The following is a 16,004-nucleotide window of genomic DNA, read 5'->3' as shown; positions in this document are numbered from 1 at the left end:
GTTCTATTTAATCAACCCCGACATGCCTGACTTTCCGACTGAAGTTGCTTCACGGGAGACTCACCATGAAACTTGCATTTGCCAGTAGTTTGGCGATATCGGTTTTAGCCTTGTCAGCCTGTTCTGTTCCCACCGCTCCGAAAGCGGTTTCCTCCCTCGATACGCTGTTCACCCAACCGGTGGGACGCAGCAGCGCCACCCAGGTCAAAAGCGGTCCCGGTGTCTCGCTGGGTGTCATCTACAGCCCAAGCACCCAGGCCAATCGTGACTATTTGCGCAACTACCAGACCAACGCCGGCACCGGTTTCGGCCAGAGTTTGCTGGTGCGGCCGATCCACGACGCTTACGTCGCCACCTCGAAACCGGACATGGCGGTGGATTGGGTCAAAGCCTCGCTGCAACGCCAGTTCGGCTCGGTCACGGTGTACCCGGACATGCAAAGCCTGCGTGCGGCCAACCCGGATGTCGTGGCGATCGTCGACACTCACAGCCAGTTGATTACTTCGCGCAGTTCGGACGTCAGAGCGGATGTCAGTGCGGATTTTTATGACGGGAAGTTCAACTACATCGGGACGGCCAAAGGAACGGACGCCAGAAGTTTGAGTCCGCTATGGGCGGATTACAAACGCTCGGAAGATATCGTCGCGGATATTAATGAACAGCAGAATGTACAAGTTCGGGCGTTGCAGAAGTTTGACCAGTCGCTCAGTAATTTGCTGACCAGGTCGGCAGGTAATGTGTCGACGCTCGAGATTAAACAAGGTCTTAGTGTGCGGTGATCGTTAGACCGCCGCCCTCACCCTAACCCCCTTGGGGGCGGTTCGACGTTTCGGGAGGGCTGGGATGAGGGGGTTCGGTCTTAGCAGCAACACATAAATACCGCCGAACACAGGCATGAAAAAGCCCCGCCTCTTTCGAGAGCGGGGCTTTTTCATTCAACGGCTACTCAAGCAAGCTCAAGCTCCGCAGTTGCCGCAGCAGGCACAACCGCCTGACCGCTCAGCGCCACGTCGTTCAGCTCACGGTTGGCCACCGCGTACATGGCGTAGTCGGTGCCGCTGGCGGCACGGATTTCCACCAGCATGGCGCGCCAGCGTTCGATCATGGCGTCGTTCTGCTTCATCCACAGCGCCAGACGGGTTTCCACGTCCGAATCACCGCCGCCCGCTTGCAGAACGGCGATGGTGATCGCGCGTTGCTGCCAGTCGACGTCGTCGCGGAACGCTTCACGGGCCAGGGCCTGCCAGTTGTTTTCAACCGGCAAGGCGCTGATCTGCGAAATGTACCAGGTGATGTCCAGCGCGCTGCCCACGGCGAAGTACGCCTTGGCCACTTCGGCTGGATCCTGACCGGTCACGTCGGCCGCTTCGATGATCGGCAGCAGCGTGTAGAGGTGGGTAGTCCCCGCCACCATACGCGCCAGCAGTTCCGGCACACCGGCGGCGACGTACGCCTGATAACGCTCTTGCCAGTTTTCGCGGATTTCGCCGCTCAGCAGCTCGTCCAGCTTCAGGCCCAGCTCTTTCAGGTGCGGACCGAAATGCGCGACGTCACGGGCAGCGTTCTGCTCGTTGCGGCGGGCACGCAGGAACCAGCGCGTAGCGCGACGGCCCAGACGCATCAGTTCGTCCATCAGCTCCAGTTGCACGTCAGCGGAGACCTGGTAGTCCAGTGCTTCGATCTGACGGAACCAGTGCGGGAGGTGGAAGATGTCGCGCACGATCACGTAAGCGCCCGCCACGTTCGCCGGGGTCATGCCGGTGGACTCTTTGAGCCTTTGAACGAAGGTGATGCCCATGTGGTTGACCAGATCGTTGGCGATCTGGGTGCTGACGATCTCGCGCTTGAGGCGGTGACGACGCATGGCTTCGGAGAACTTGCTGACCAGAGTCGGCGGGAACGCCGTTTCCATGTCGCGGGTCAGGTAGTCGTCGTCCGGCACCAGGGAGCCCAGCAACTGCTCCTTGAGGTCGATCTTGCTGTACGAGATCAGCACCGACAGTTCCGGACGGGTCAGGCCATGGCCTTCGGCAACACGTTCGGCCAGTTGCTCTTCGGTCGGCAGGAACTCGATGGCACGATCCAGCTTGCCACGGCCTTCCAGGTCGCCCATCAGACGCTTGTACTCGGCGATGCGCGCATAAGCGCGGCGTGCCGCCAGGGACAGGGCCTGAGTCTGCTTGTAGTTGTTGCCCAGCACCAGACCACCGACTTCGTCGGTCATGCTCGCCAGCAACTGGTTGCGTTGCTTGTCGGTCATGTCGCCAGCCTGAACCACTTCGTTCAGCAGGATCTTGATGTTCACTTCGTGGTCGGAGCAGTCCACGCCACCGGCGTTGTCGATGAAGTCGGTGTTGGAACCGCCGCCATTGAGACCGAATTCCACACGACCCAGTTGAGTCATGCCGAGGTTACCGCCCTCGCCCACCACTTTGCAGCGCAGTTCGTTGCCGTTCACGCGCAGTGCATCGTTGGCCTTGTCGCCGACATCGGCGTGGCTTTCGGTGCTGGCCTTGACGTAAGTACCGATACCGCCGTTCCACAGCAGATCCACCGGCGCCTTGAGCAAGGCGTTCAGCAGTTCGGTCGGGGTCAGCTTGTCGGCCTGGATGTCGAAGCGCTCTTTCATCTGTGGCGAGATGGCGATGCTCTTCGCGCTGCGCGAGAAGATGCCGCCGCCTTCGGACATGATGCTGGTGTCGTAGTCGGACCAGGCCGAACGCGGCAGGTCGAACATGCGCTGACGCTCGGCGAAGCTGGTGGCCGGGTTCGGGTTCGGGTCGATGAAGATGTGCATGTGGTTGAACGCGGCAACCAGTTGCAGCTTGTCGGACATCAACAGGCCGTTACCGAATACGTCACCGGCCATGTCGCCCACGCCGACCACAGTGATGCTGTCTTCCTGGACATTGATGCCGCGCTCGCGGAAGTGGCGCTGTACGCCAACCCACGCGCCCTTGGCGGTGATGCCCATTTTCTTGTGGTCGTAACCGGCCGAACCACCGGACGCGAACGCATCACCCAGCCAGAAGCCGTAGTCGATGGCGATGCCGTTGGCGATGTCGGAGAAGGTTGCAGTGCCCTTGTCCGCCGCGACCACCAGGTACGGGTCATCGTCGTCATGACGCACGACGTTGGCCGGCGGTACCAGTTTGCCGTCCTTCAGGTTGTCGGTGATGTCCAGCAGGCCCGAGATGAAGATGCGGTAGCAGGCGATGCCCTCGGCCGCGATTTCGTCACGGCTGCCGCCCAGTGGCAGGCGACGCGGCAGGAAACCGCCCTTCGCACCCACCGGCACGATGACCGAGTTCTTCACTTGCTGGGCTTTTACCAGGCCGAGGACTTCGGTACGGAAGTCTTCTTCACGGTCGGACCAGCGCAGGCCACCACGAGCGACGTTGCCGAAGCGCAGGTGTACGCCTTCGACGCGTGGCGAGTAAACGAAGATTTCGAACTTCGGCACTGGCTTGGGCAGCTCAGGGATCAAGTGCGGATTGAACTTGAAGCTGAAGTACGACTTGTTCTGGCCGTTGGCGTCGGTCTGGTAGAAGTTGGTACGCAGAGTTGCCTTGATCAGGTCCAGGTAACGACGCAGGATGCGGTCTTCGTTGAGGACTTGAACGTCGTCCAGCGCGGTCAGGATCGCCTGTTCCAGACGCTGTTGCTTGTCGTCCAGATCATCGCTGCCCAGCTTGCGGGCCAGGTAGAAACGGGTCTTGAACAACCGGGTCAGTTCACGAGCGATGTCGGTGTGGTTGTTCAGGGTGCTGGCGATGTAGCCGAGGTCGAAGCCCAGGCGGATCTGCTTCAGGTAGCGGGCGTAGGCACGCAGCAGCGCGACGTCGCGCCATGGCAGGCCGGCGGTCAGCACCAGACGGTTGAACGCATCGTTCTCGGCATCGCCACGGACGATGTGGACGAACGCGTCCTGCAGGGTGTCGTTGAGTTGCTGGATGTCCAGGTCCAGGCCTTCGGCGGCGGTGAACGCGAAGTCGTGGATCCAGAACTCGCGGCCGTTGGTGTGACGCAGACGGTACGGGAACTCACCCAGCACGCGCAGGCCGAGGTTTTCCAGGATCGGCAGCACGTCGGACAGGGCCAGCGGGGTATCGGCGTGATACAGCTTGCAGTGCAGCTCGCGCTGGCCAGAGACCTGACCCAGCGGCTGATAGAAGCTCATGGCCAGCGGCTTCTTCTCGCTCAGGTTGAGCAGGTGCTGCATGTCGACCACGGCCGAATGCGCGGCGAAACGCTCGCGGTAGCCGGCCGGGAAGCCTTTCGGGAAATCAGCCAGCACGTTGGTGCCGTTGGCTTCGCCGAAGGTCTCGACGGTCAGTGCGGCGTAGTCGTCCTGCCAGCTGCGGCAGGCCTGGATCACTTCGTTTTCCAGTTGCAGCGGGTCGATGTCGATGCGGTTTTTCGGGTCGACGCGCAGGATCAGTTGCACGCGGGCCAGCACGGACTCGGAGAAGAAGGTCCAGAATTCGCAGTCGGAGGCTTTCAGGCGCTCCATCAGCACTTGCTGGATCTTCTGGCGAACTTCGGTGGAGTAGATGTCGCGTGGCACGTAGGCCAGGCAGTAGCAGAAACGACCGTACGGGTCTTTGCGCAGGAACACGCGGATCTTGTTGCGTTCCTGGATCTGCACGATCGACATCACGGTGTTGAACAGTTCGTCGACCGGGGTCTGGAACAGATCGTCACGCGGCAGCACTTCCAGCACCTGTGCCAGTTCCTTGCCCAGGTGAGCCTTGGCCTGGAAGCCGGAACGGCGCTCGATTTCCTCGACCTTGCGGCGGATGAACGGGATGACCCGCACGCTTTCGCCATACACCGACGAGGTGTACAGGCCCATGAAGCGGTGTTCCTTGATCACTTTGCCGTCGGCGTCGAGTTCGCGGATCGACACGTAGTCCGGGTAGGCCGGACGGTGCACGCGGCTCGGGTGCGCGGCTTTGGCGAACGACAACAGGGTCGGTTCGCGCAGATAGGCAACGGCGTAGTCTTCGATGCGCAGCTCGTCATAGGTCATGCCGGTGCGCAGCAATTTGGTCAGGCCAAGGAAAGAATCCTGGTCGTACTTGATGTGGCCGCCATCGGGCTCATCGGTCACCGTGAATTCTTCGTAGCCGAGGAAGGTGAAGTGGTTGCCCACCAGCCATTCCAGGAAGCTCTTGATTTCGTTCTTCTCGTCGGCATCGACGGCGAATGCGCTGTTGTCGAGCTTGGTGAGGATTTCCTGCACCTTGGCCTTCATCGGCTCGAAATCGGCGACCGCGACGCGGACTTCATCCAGAACCTGTTCCAGTTCCTTGCTCAGCACATTCAATTCGGCCGCATTGGCGCAGCGGTCGATTTCCAGGTACATCAGCGACTCGTGCAGCACGCCTTCGTCGGTGGTGCCTTTTGGCAGGATTTCCAGCAGCTCGCCCTTGCTGCCACGACGCACGCTGAGCACGGTGGTCTGCAGGGTGTGGATGCTGTAGCCGCGACGGTTCAGCTCGGTACGCACCGAGTCCACCAGGAACGGCAGGTCATGGTGCAGCACTTCGACCGCGGTGTGGGTCGACTGCCAGCCGTGACGTTCGTAATCGGGGTTGTAGACGCGCACTTGCGGTTGCGCGTGATCGAAGCGCTCAAGCAGGCGCCACGCAGAAAGAGTACAGCCAGCGAGGTCGGAGAGGCGACGTTGGGTCAGCTCGTCCAGGGAAATGATGCCGAAGAATTGTTCAGCGAACAGCGCCACTTGTGGCAGTGCCTGTTCACTGATGTGCTGCGCCAGTGCCGCTTGCAGTTGGTGCTGGAAGTCGGCTTTGCTGGCTGCGGTGAAGAACGCCATCTGTGGTACTCCGCTTGGGCTTGTTATTGATGGAAAGCGTCGCGTACAAAACCCCTTTCGGGGCGTTCCGTCGTCCTGTTCCTGATTCTCGGGCAGAGGAAACAGGGTGACAGGTGGGTGAAGCTGGACGAGACACTCAGGTCACATTCACCTTCCATGAATGGGCATCTGCAAAAACGACTGCCGGGCGCCGCTCGCGGGGCCATGGCAATGCCTTTACGGGTGCTCATCCGTTGCGCAGCTTAATGGGTGCGACAATGTGTCTGCTTGCGGTGCTGCGACATATTCGGTCATTGGCACGTAAACAAAGGCCGGGGCATGGCACAACACTAGCAGTGGATCAGCGATCTGGCCGGTTTGCAGCCCGATATTTACGCCATCCGTACCGGATGTGACTGCCTGAGCAGGGAACGTTCACACGCGCTCGGCTCAGTACTTTTCCATGCTGGCTGGACCTGCTCGACAACCGGACTACCTGTAAGTAAAACAACAAGTTACAAGCCCTTCTTTTTTCTTACAAACTGTAAAGAAACCACTCACAGAAAACTCGGAACGAATTCTTACAACCTGGTTTGTTTGAATGATCCGGCGATGATATCAATGCAAGAACATTTTTCGCCCGAAGGATCGGGCTTAAAAAAGCACAAGGAACTTGCACATGTCACAACTGGAACTTCCCGGAATAATCACCTACGGCGACGGCTCGTGGGAGATCATCAATCTTAACCCAAACAAAATCCGCGGCGACATTCGTAAAAATTACCCTTTGGGTAACCCAATGCATGGTTTCACACTCGCCATTCAAAACGATTACGAAGCCCGCAAACAAAGCCTTGAACCCAACTTGCAATCAGAACTAAACCTTATCGAAAGCCAACAGCCGCCCCTGAATAACTTCACGCCGGAGCAATGGCTGTCTCGCGCCACCGACATCGTCAACGAACTACTCTTCCGGAAAAACACCGAACTTCAACATCAGTTGAGAAATGTTAAAAATGCAAAACAACATGCGAAGTTACAAGCCACCTACAACGCCATGATCCTTAACGACCAGATCGCAAGCCTTCAATCCCGGCAAACAAGGTTATACGCCGAAAGAGCCCGCCGGCAGGCCGAAGCGCTGGCCTTGCAACAGGCTGCCGAAGCGGCACGCCGGGCAGAAGAGGCACGCAGGCAAGCGCAGGAGCAAGCGCGCTTGGCCGCCCTTGCCGAGGCACAACGAATTGCCAAGGAAAAAGCGAGGCTCGCGGCTGCCGAGGAGGCTCGGCAGATCGATGAGTACAAACGTGCCGTGGCGTTCGTTGCCGACGCGAACAAGTACATTCTGGAGAAATACGGCGCGAACCTGCATCAGGTCGTGATGGATCTTCAAAAGGACATTTCCGGCAAGAAAATCCGAAGCTACAGCGAAGCCATGCAGACCTTCGAGCAAGTGCGGACCAACCCGAATGCAAGGCTCAGCCCGCAGGATACCCGTGCAGTGGTGGACGCGCTGAATGCACTCGATAAAGCGACCTACATGGACAACGTCAACCGACTGGCCAAGGGGTTTGGCGTGACCGGCAAAGTCGTGCAGGCACACTCGGTGATCGAGAAGACGGTCATTGGGTTCCGGGACGGTAATTGGAAACCCTTGATGCTGGAGCTGGAAAGTATTGCTGCCGGAGCAGGAGCAGGTGCACTGCTGGCCCTTGCTTTACCACCGCTACTTTCCCTGTCTTGGGTTCCTCCCGCGGCGGTGGTAGTTGTTACCGGAATCGCAGTGGCTGCCGCAGCGATCTTTCTGGACGCCAAAGCCGTGGAAACAATAAACCGCTCCGTGCTTAACGCAATTACGAAAAACGATATCTAACCAGTTACCAAATGCAAACCGGCTCAACAGCAAATAAGCCGGTTTGCACGCTCACGACGGACACAACAATGCAAAAAAAAGAAAAGTCTGAATTATCCAACGCTTTCGTTTTAACGGTCGCCGCCCCAATCCTGCTCATCAACCTGATAGTTCCGATTATGGGTGAGCAACAACACGCCCTCCTCGAAAGTTTACTCAGCGGCTACTTAATCGAAAACATCGGCTTCTGGTCTTCGAGATTCCCGCTAAGCTCAAAAATAACCACAAACTATATTGCTATATTCGGACCAGTATTTGGAGCTGTACTTTTCCTGAAAAGTTACAAAAACGCCTTCAAATCAATCGAAAGATTTGACCAAACACCGTTATACAAATATCTGTTCATGACCTTGACAACGATATTGATCTGTTCCCTTTTCGTATACGAAGCCTATTTCAATTCCACAGACCTAATAACTCAGGGCCCCAAGCTCAGAATCATGGGACTCAACTTTCTTTTTTATTCGATGTTCTCCTTTGCAGTTATTTTTTTAATATTGCTTCTACCTGCGCTCGTGATTCACCTCCTGATTTATGCCCCTTATCGATTGATCAAGCTTTTAAAGCGTAAACAGCACCCATAAACAGGTTGACCTCCAGTACGCGAACATCAGAGCAGCGGAAATGGACACAAACTGGCAAAATCACCTTTTTTTGCGTGGCACCCGTCGCGCCCGCCAAGCCAGGAACTCACCCATGCAAATGACCACCGCCCTACTCATCGTCAACCCGTGCGATGACGAAGAAGACAACATGGCCATGCTCTGCTGCCACAGCGACAAGGGCGACATGTTCCTGATGAGCCGCTACCCGGACGAGGACGAGCTGGAGATCACGCTGGATGGCGAGCCGTCGACCCTCGATGGCGTCAAGGTCACCCTGAGCAAGACCCTGCTGAAGATCGAAATCGCCGCGGCGGATGCCGATGCGTTGAACGGGGATGATGTGCTGGAAATCACCTTCAATCCGGACATGGTGGATCTGGCTGAAGTCGAGGAAACCCTGAAGAACATTCTTGATGGTACTGGCACCTACATCAGCCAGATTTGATGGCGTCTGGGCCGGCCCTTTCGCGAGTGAAAGGGCCCGAGAGCACATCACACCTCCCCCCTCCCTACAAAATTCCAACAATCGCCCCGGTCATTTCCCGCACTTTGCGCAAAATGCCGTTAGTCGCCACCCCCTGCGATGGATTAAAGTAACGCCCCCAGCCCCGGCGTTATCCGAACGCCTGTGGCCACCCTTTCCAGGAACAGTCATCGATGGAACATCGTGAAGCGCTGCTGGCGCTGCGAACCTTTCTTTCAACGCAGATTCTCGGCCAGGAAAAACTCATCGAGCGCTTGCTCATCGCCCTGCTCGCCGACGGCCACATGCTGGTCGAGGGGGCTCCGGGTCTGGCCAAGACCAAAGCGATCAAAGAGCTCGCCGAGGGCATCGAAGCCCAGTTCCATCGCATTCAGTTCACCCCCGACCTGCTGCCCGCCGACATCACCGGCACCGAGATCTATCGCCCGGAAACCGGCAGCTTCGTGTTCCAGCAAGGGCCGATCTTCCACAACCTGGTGCTGGCGGACGAAATCAACCGTGCCCCGGCCAAGGTGCAATCGGCGCTGCTCGAAGCCATGGCCGAGCGTCAGGTCAGTGTCGGGCGCAGCACGTACGAGCTGTCGCCGCTGTTCCTGGTGATGGCCACGCAGAACCCGATTGAGCAGGAAGGCACCTACCCGCTGCCTGAAGCGCAGCTCGACCGTTTCCTGATGCACGTGAAAATGGGTTTCCCGGACGCGGCCGTCGAACGCCGGATCCTGCAGCAGGCACGGGGCGAAGCCCTCAACGGCGAGACCAAGCCTGAACGCCGGGTCAGCCAGCAGGCGATTTTCGCCGCGCGCAAGGAAATCCTCGGTCTGTACATGGCGGACGCGGTGGAGGAATACCTGGTGCAACTGGTCATGGCCACGCGCAACCCGGCCAAGTTCGACCCGGAAATGGCCGAGTGGATCGCCTATGGCGCCAGCCCGCGCGGTTCCATCGCCCTCGACCGCTGCGCCCGCGCCCACGCCTGGCTGGCCGGTCGCGACTTCGTCAGCCCGGAAGACATCCAGGCGGTGCTGTTCGACGTGTTGCGTCACCGCATCATTCTGTCGTTCGAGGCCGAAGCCGCTGGCATCGACCAGGATCGGGTGGTGCAACGGATTCTTGACGTCGTAGCCGTCGCTTGACCCCGATGAACGCCTCTCTGCCGTCCGAACCCGGTATCCGCATCTCCCTCGCCGAGCTGATCGAGATGCGTCACCGCGTGCGCGAAGTGCAGCTGTTTTCCACGCCGAGCCAGCGCAGCCCGCTGATCGGCCTGCACCACTCCAAGTTTCGCGGCCGTGGTGTGGACTTCGATCAGGTGCGGGTCTACCAGGCCGGCGACGACGTGCGCACCATCGATTGGCGCGTCACCGCGCGGACGCAGGAACCGCACACCAAACTGTTCCATGAAGAACGCGAACGACCGATTTTCATCATGGTCGAGCAAAGCACGCGACTGTTTTTCGGCTCCGGGCTGATGTTCAAATCGGTGCTGGCGGCGCAGGCAGCGGCGCTGATCGGCTGGGCCGCGCTGGGCCACAACGACCGGGTTGGCGGGCTGGTATTCGGCGACAACGAGCATTACGAAATCAAACCGCGCCGCAGCAAGCAGAGCCTGTTGCAATTGCTTAACCGGCTGGTGAAGGTCAACCAGTCGCTGCACAGCGAACGGGAGCCGGATCGCGATGCGTTTGGCGTGGCGTTGCGCCGGGCCCGCGAGGTGCTGCGACCGGGCAGTCTGGTGATCGTGATCTGCGACGAGCGCGCACTGTCCGACAGCGCCGAGCAGCAATTGAGCCTGCTGTCGCGCCATTGCGACCTGCTGATGCTGCCGCTGTCCGATCCGCTGGATCACGCCCTGCCCGCCGCCGGGTTGCTGAGATTTGCCGAGCGCGGCGCGCAGCTGGAACTCGACACGCTGAATTTCGATCTGCGCCAGACCTACCGCGCCCAGGCCGAAGCGCGCATCGCCCGCTGGGAATTGCTCGCCCAGAAGCTGCGCGTGCTGCTGATGCCGCTGAGCACCCAGAGCGAAATGGTCGAGCAGATGCGTGAATTCCTTAACCCGCAACGTCCGGGGAAAGGTCGATGAACGGCCTCGAACAACTGCAACCGCTGATCTCCCCACCGCCGATTGCCTTCTGGCCGCCGGCGCCGGGCTGGTGGCTGCTGCTTTTACTATTGCCGGTGATCGGCTTCGTGGTTTGGCGCTTGCGGCGTTTCATTCCGATCAAGAAAAAACCGATCGTGCGCGCCGAACTGCCGCTCGACCCGGTGCGTATCGCCGCCCTCGCCGAACTGGCGCAGATGCCCAAACCCTACGATGGCGCCCCCGCCGGGGCCTGGCTGCAGCAGCTCAACGGCCTGCTCAAGCGCCTGTGCCGCAACCACTACCCCTACAGCCAGAGCCATACCCTCAACGGCCGCAAATGGCTGGCGTTTCTCGACAACCGTTGCCCCGCCGCCGGCCTGACCCGCTGGATGGTGCTCGTCGAAGGCGCCTACAAACCCGAGTGCAAACTCGACGACAAAGCCATCGCCGGCCTGACCCAGGCAGTCGACACCTGGATCCGCAAACATGTTTGAGTTCGCCTGGCCGTGGATCTTTGTGCTGTTGCCGCTGCCGTGGCTGATGCGCCTCGTGCTGCCGGTGGCCGACAGCGGCGAGCCGGCGTTGAAAGTGAGCTTCCTCGCTGACCTCGAAGGTCTGGCCCGCCGTCGCGCCCGCGCCAATCTGCCGGCCTGGCGTCAGCAGGCCCCGTTTCTGTTGTTGTGGCTGATGTTGCTGACCGCTGCCGCCCGCCCGCAATGGCTCGGTGAACCGCTGCCGATTGCCGCCAGCGGTCGTGATCTGCTGGTGGCGGTGGACGTATCCGGCTCGATGGATTTCCCGGACATGCAATGGAACGACGAAGACGTCAGTCGCCTGTCGCTGGTTCAGCATTTGCTCGGTGACTTTCTGGAAAGCCGCGATGGCGACCGAGTCGGCCTGATCCTGTTTGGCAGCCAGGCCTACCTGCAAGCGCCGCTGACGTTTGACCGGCGCACCGTTCGGGTCTGGCTCGATGAGGCGCGGATCGGCATCGCCGGCAAGAACACCGCCATCGGTGACGCCATCGGCCTGGCCCTCAAGCGCCTGCGCATGCGTCCGGCCCAGAGCCGGGTGCTGATTCTGGTCACCGACGGCGCGAACAATGGCGGCGAAATCGACCCGCTGACCGCCGCCAAACTGGCCGCCAGCGAAGGCGTGAAAATCTATCCGATCGGCATCGGCGCCGATCCGGAAGAAAGCGGCGCCACGGCGTTGCTCGGCGGCAATCCGACCCTCGACCTCGACGAACCGGCGCTCAAGGCCATCGCCGAGATCACCGGCGGGCGCTACTTCCGCGCCCGCGACGGTAAGCAGCTGCAAGCGATCAAGGACACCCTCGACCAGCTTGAACCGGTGACCCAGCAACCGACCCAGGCCCGCCCGGCGCAGGCGTTGTATCAGTGGCCGCTGGCGTTCGCGCTGCTGCTGAGCATTCTGCTGGTGGCCCGTGTGTTGTGGCCGGACAACCCGCTGCAACGGCTGTTCACCAAGGAGCTGTATCTGCAAAGCCCCCTGCCTGACTGGCGCGAACGGCTCAAACGCCTGCGTTTGCGGAGGCGCCGATGATCGCCCTGTGGCCGCACTGGTTCCGACCCTGGTGGCTGTTGCTGCTGCCATTGCTCGGCTGGCTGATCTGGCAGCTCTGGCACCGGCAGAAGCGCGCGGGTCGCTGGCAGATGATTCTGCCGCCGGCCTTCCACGCCACGTTGCTCAGTGGCGGCAGCGGTCGCGACAGCAAGTTGCCGTGGGTCGCCCTGAGCGTGGCCTGGCTGCTGACGATCCTGGCGCTGCTCGGGCCGAGCTGGGAACGGGTCGAACAGACCAGCCAGAAGCCCGCCGACCCGTTGGTGGTGGTGCTGGAACTGACCCCGGAAATGCTCGCCACCGATTCGCCACCAACGCGACTGGAACAGGCCCGACGCAAGCTGTTCGACCTGCTGAAAGTGCGCAGCGACGCCCAGACCGCCATCGTCGTTTACGCCGGCAGCGCCCATACGCTGGTGCCGCTGTCGGATGACCTGGCGACCAGTCGCAACCTGCTCGACGCGCTCAAGCCTTCGCTGATGCCGGAAAGCGGCCATCGCGCCGATCTGGCGGTAAGCAAGGCGTTGGCGTTGCTCAAGCAGGGCGCGTTGGGTCAGGGGCGGATTCTGCTGATTGGCTCTTCGCTGTCCGAAGAAGAACGCCAGGGCATTCGCCATGCACTCAGTGGCCAATCGGCGCAGTTGTTGATGCTCGGCATCGGCACCGCCGAGGGTGCGCCGATTGCGCAGGAAGACGGCAGCTTCCTCAAGGATGCCCAGGGCGCGATCCGGGTGCCGCAACTCGACAGCCCGGGCCTCGGCTCCTTCCTCAACGCGGTCGGCGGCGAGTACCGCAGCGCACGGCTGGATGAATCCGATCTGGGCGACCTCGGCCTGCTCGACGGCCCGCGCAGCCTGCGCAACGATGGTCAGACCGTACGTCTCGACACCTGGGCCGATCAGGGTTACTGGCTGCTATTGCCGCTGTTGTTGCTCGCCGCGTGCGCCGGGCGGCGTGGCTGGCTGTTCTGCCTGCCGTTGCTGCTGGCATTGCCGCAACCGAGCTATGCCTTCGACTTCGAAGACTTGTGGCTGCGCCCCGATCAACAAGGCTTGCACCTGCTCAAACAGAAGCGCCCGGCCGAAGCGGCGAAGCATTTCGAAGATCCGCAATGGCAAGGGGTGGCGTTGTACGAGGCCGGCGACTACAGTGGCGCCGCTCAGCGTTTCGCCGAGGGCAATGACGCCCACGCCCACTACAATCGTGGCAACGCCCTGGCCAGAAGCGGCGAGCTGGAAGCAGCGCTGGACGCCTACGAACAGGCCCTGGAGCGCCAGCCGGATCTGCGTCCGGCGCTGACCAACAAGGCGCTGGTGGAAACCCTGCTGAAACAGAAAAACGCCCCGCCGCCGGCCGAACCGCAAGACCAACCGGCGCAGCAGAACATTCCGGGCGATGAACCACCGCCGCCGACTGCTCCGCCGCCAGCGGTCAAAAGCGAAACCCACAGCGAGCCGCAGACCGGCGAGTCCGCCAGCGAGCCGCCGCCGACCACCCCGCCGCTGCCGGGTGCCAACGAGCTGCCGGACAGCGAACCGGGCGAAGAGCAGAACACACCGCCGCTGCTGCGCCCCAATGAGGACACCCTCGAAGGCGAGCAACAGCAGGCGCTGGAACAATGGCTGGGCAAGATCCCGGATGATCCGGGCGAACTGCTGCGACGCAAATTCTGGTACGAACAGCAACAACATCAGGATCAGGAAAACATTCGATGACCCGTTTCACCGCTCTCTTGCTGCCCCTGCTGATCTGCACGGCCACCGCCCAGGCGGCCGAGCTGACGGCCAGTGTGGATCGCAGTCGCCTGAACTCCGGCGAGACGGTCGAACTCACCCTCGAATCCAACGATGTCACGCAGTTCGGCAAACCGGACCTGAGCCCGCTCGAGCCACTGTTCGAAGTACGCGGCACACGTCAGGTCAACCAGTTGAACACGCTCAACGGTGACAACCGCGCCACCACGCGCTGGATCATCACGTTGCTGCCCAAGCAGAACGGCAGCGTCGAAATCCCGCCGCTGAAACTGGGCGACGTCGAGAGCCAGCCGATCACCGTCCAAGTAATCGAGAGCGACACCCGCGAAGAGAACAATGCCCGCGAACCGGTGTTCATCGAAGCCAGCCTCGACCAGACCAGCGTCTACGTGCAGGCCCAGGCCATCCTGACGTTGCGCATCTACCATTCGGTGTCGCTGTACGACGACAGCAGCCTGACGCCGTTGCAGATCGCCGATGCGCGCATCGAGCAACTGGGCGACATGCGCACCTACGAAAAAGACATCAACGGTGTGCGCCATGGCGTGATCGAGATGCGCTACGCGATCTATCCGCAGCACAGCGGCTTGCTGAGCATCGCCCCGCAGACCTTCAGCGCCACACTCGTCGATACCCAGCCCTCGCAGGACGCCACAGCGCAGGGGCCGAAGCCGGGAAAACTGATGCACATCAGCTCCGCCGCGACTTCGCTGACGGTCAAACCCAAACCGATGACCTACCCCAGCGACGCGCCGTGGCTGCCGGCCCGCAGCCTGAGCTTGAGCGAAAGCTGGAACCCGGAACCGGAACACACCCAGGTTGGCGACTCCCTGACCCGCAGCCTGACCCTCAAGGTCGAAGGCCTGGCCAGCTCGCAACTGCCCGCCCTGCCCGCCACCGAAGCCAACGGCCTGCGCCGCTACCCGGACCAACCGGTGCTGAACAACCAGAGCAGCGACCGCGGCCTGATCGGCAGCCGCGAAGAACGTGAAGCGCTGGTGCCGAGCCGAAGCGGCTCGATCGAGCTGCCAACGGTTGACGTGGTCTGGTGGAACACCTTCGAAGATCACCTGGAACACACCAGCCTGCCGGCGCGCACCCTGCAAGTGGCGAACAACCCGAGCCTGCAAGTCGACACCCCGGCGGGCAACGCACTACCGCTCAGCGCCGCCGACAGCGAAGCCTTGTGGTGGTGGAAGCTCAGCACGTTCGTTTTCGCCTGCACCACCCTGCTCGGCTTCGGCCTCTGGTGGCGTGCCCGTTGGCAACCGGCGATCCTGCGCGCCGCGCAAACCGGCCCGAGCCCACGCACCCTGCTCGACGACATCAAACGCGCCAGCCAGGCCAACGACCCCCACGCCACCCGCCAGGCCCTCGACGCCTGGGCCCGTCAGCAGCCGGAAACCCTGGCGGACATGGCGGCGCGGTTTGTGCCGCTGTCGGATGCGCTCGATGGTTTGAACGGCGCGCTGTACAGCGAGACCGGGCAGCATTGGCAGGGTGAGGATCTGTGGCGAGCGATCCGCACGATTCCGACGGCGGAGCGGGTGCAGGATCCGGTCGGGGATAGCGGGTTGCCGCCGCTTTATCCGAAGTAGTTCAGGTGATCCTCAGCGACTGATTTTCACGGCAACTGACGATCGCTTCTCATGTAAAAAGGGGACGACTAAAAAGGGGACAGATTTATTTGTCTAGTCCTGAAATAGGTTTACACCTGTTTCACCCCAACGCCCGATGCATCGCATCGGGCGTTTTGTATTTCAA

11 protein-coding genes are annotated in these 16,004 nt (G+C 61.0%); 10 read left to right on the top strand and 1 reads right to left on the bottom strand.

The features are described from left to right. Positions 1–65: 65 nt before the first annotated feature. The gene (locus tag ACKJSM_RS16565) at positions 66–779 is read left to right on the top strand and encodes an ATPase (protein ID WP_410238300.1); all 714 of its coding nucleotides are present in this window, start codon (positions 66–68) and stop codon (positions 777–779) included. A 167-nt stretch (positions 780–946) separates the two neighbouring features. Here ACKJSM_RS16565 and ACKJSM_RS16560 read toward each other — a convergent pair whose 3' ends face one another. Next, positions 947–5,839 carry an NAD-glutamate dehydrogenase gene (locus ACKJSM_RS16560; protein ID WP_410238299.1) on the bottom strand — a complete coding sequence of 1,631 codons (4,893 nt, stop codon included), beginning with the start codon at positions 5,837–5,839 and terminating at the stop codon, positions 947–949. A 658-nt stretch (positions 5,840–6,497) separates the two neighbouring features. Here ACKJSM_RS16560 and ACKJSM_RS16555 point away from each other — a divergent pair. From ACKJSM_RS16555 to ACKJSM_RS16515, 9 genes are all read left to right on the top strand, one after another. Beyond that, positions 6,498–7,691 (top strand): colicin-like pore-forming protein, encoded by a 1,194-nt coding sequence (locus tag ACKJSM_RS16555; protein WP_410238298.1) that lies wholly within the window; start codon positions 6,498–6,500, stop codon positions 7,689–7,691. 11 nt (positions 7,692–7,702) lie between these two features. Then, entirely contained in the window at positions 7,703–8,314 is a 612-nt protein-coding gene (locus ACKJSM_RS16550) for a hypothetical protein (RefSeq protein WP_410238297.1), read from the top strand. A 112-nt stretch (positions 8,315–8,426) separates the two neighbouring features. Next, positions 8,427–8,780: a hypothetical protein gene (locus ACKJSM_RS16545; protein ID WP_011334588.1), complete on the top strand. Its 354-nt coding sequence runs from the start codon at positions 8,427–8,429 to the stop codon at positions 8,778–8,780. Between the two features lie 212 nt (positions 8,781–8,992). Continuing rightward, on the top strand, positions 8,993–9,952 hold the full coding sequence (locus ACKJSM_RS16540) for an AAA family ATPase (protein WP_011334589.1): 960 nt from the start codon (positions 8,993–8,995) through the stop codon (positions 9,950–9,952). A gap of 5 nt (positions 9,953–9,957) precedes the next feature. Next, positions 9,958–10,902 (top strand): DUF58 domain-containing protein, encoded by a 945-nt coding sequence (locus tag ACKJSM_RS16535; protein WP_007959332.1) that lies wholly within the window; start codon positions 9,958–9,960, stop codon positions 10,900–10,902. Beyond that, positions 10,899–11,396, top strand: coding sequence for a DUF4381 domain-containing protein (locus ACKJSM_RS16530; protein ID WP_236182199.1), 498 nt, complete (start codon positions 10,899–10,901; stop codon positions 11,394–11,396). Before ACKJSM_RS16535 ends, ACKJSM_RS16530 begins: the two co-directional genes overlap by 4 nt. Further along, positions 11,389–12,468: a vWA domain-containing protein gene (locus ACKJSM_RS16525; RefSeq protein ID WP_410238296.1), complete on the top strand. Its 1,080-nt coding sequence runs from the start codon at positions 11,389–11,391 to the stop codon at positions 12,466–12,468. The genes ACKJSM_RS16530 and ACKJSM_RS16525 overlap by 8 nt, the downstream gene beginning before the upstream one ends. Then, positions 12,465–14,201 (top strand): tetratricopeptide repeat protein, encoded by a 1,737-nt coding sequence (locus ACKJSM_RS16520; protein WP_410238295.1) that lies wholly within the window; start codon positions 12,465–12,467, stop codon positions 14,199–14,201. Before ACKJSM_RS16525 ends, ACKJSM_RS16520 begins: the two co-directional genes overlap by 4 nt. Beyond that, positions 14,198–15,838, top strand: coding sequence for a BatD family protein (locus ACKJSM_RS16515; RefSeq protein WP_410238294.1), 1,641 nt, complete (start codon positions 14,198–14,200; stop codon positions 15,836–15,838). The genes ACKJSM_RS16520 and ACKJSM_RS16515 overlap by 4 nt, the downstream gene beginning before the upstream one ends. Positions 15,839–16,004: the final 166 nt, after the last annotated feature.

The sequence above is a fragment of the Pseudomonas sp. PHC1 genome, assembly GCF_046487845.1.
In the GTDB taxonomy this organism is placed as follows: domain Bacteria; phylum Pseudomonadota; class Gammaproteobacteria; order Pseudomonadales; family Pseudomonadaceae; genus Aquipseudomonas; species Aquipseudomonas sputi.
Note: the sequence above shows the minus strand (reverse complement) of the source record. Positions and strands in the feature narration are given on the sequence as shown.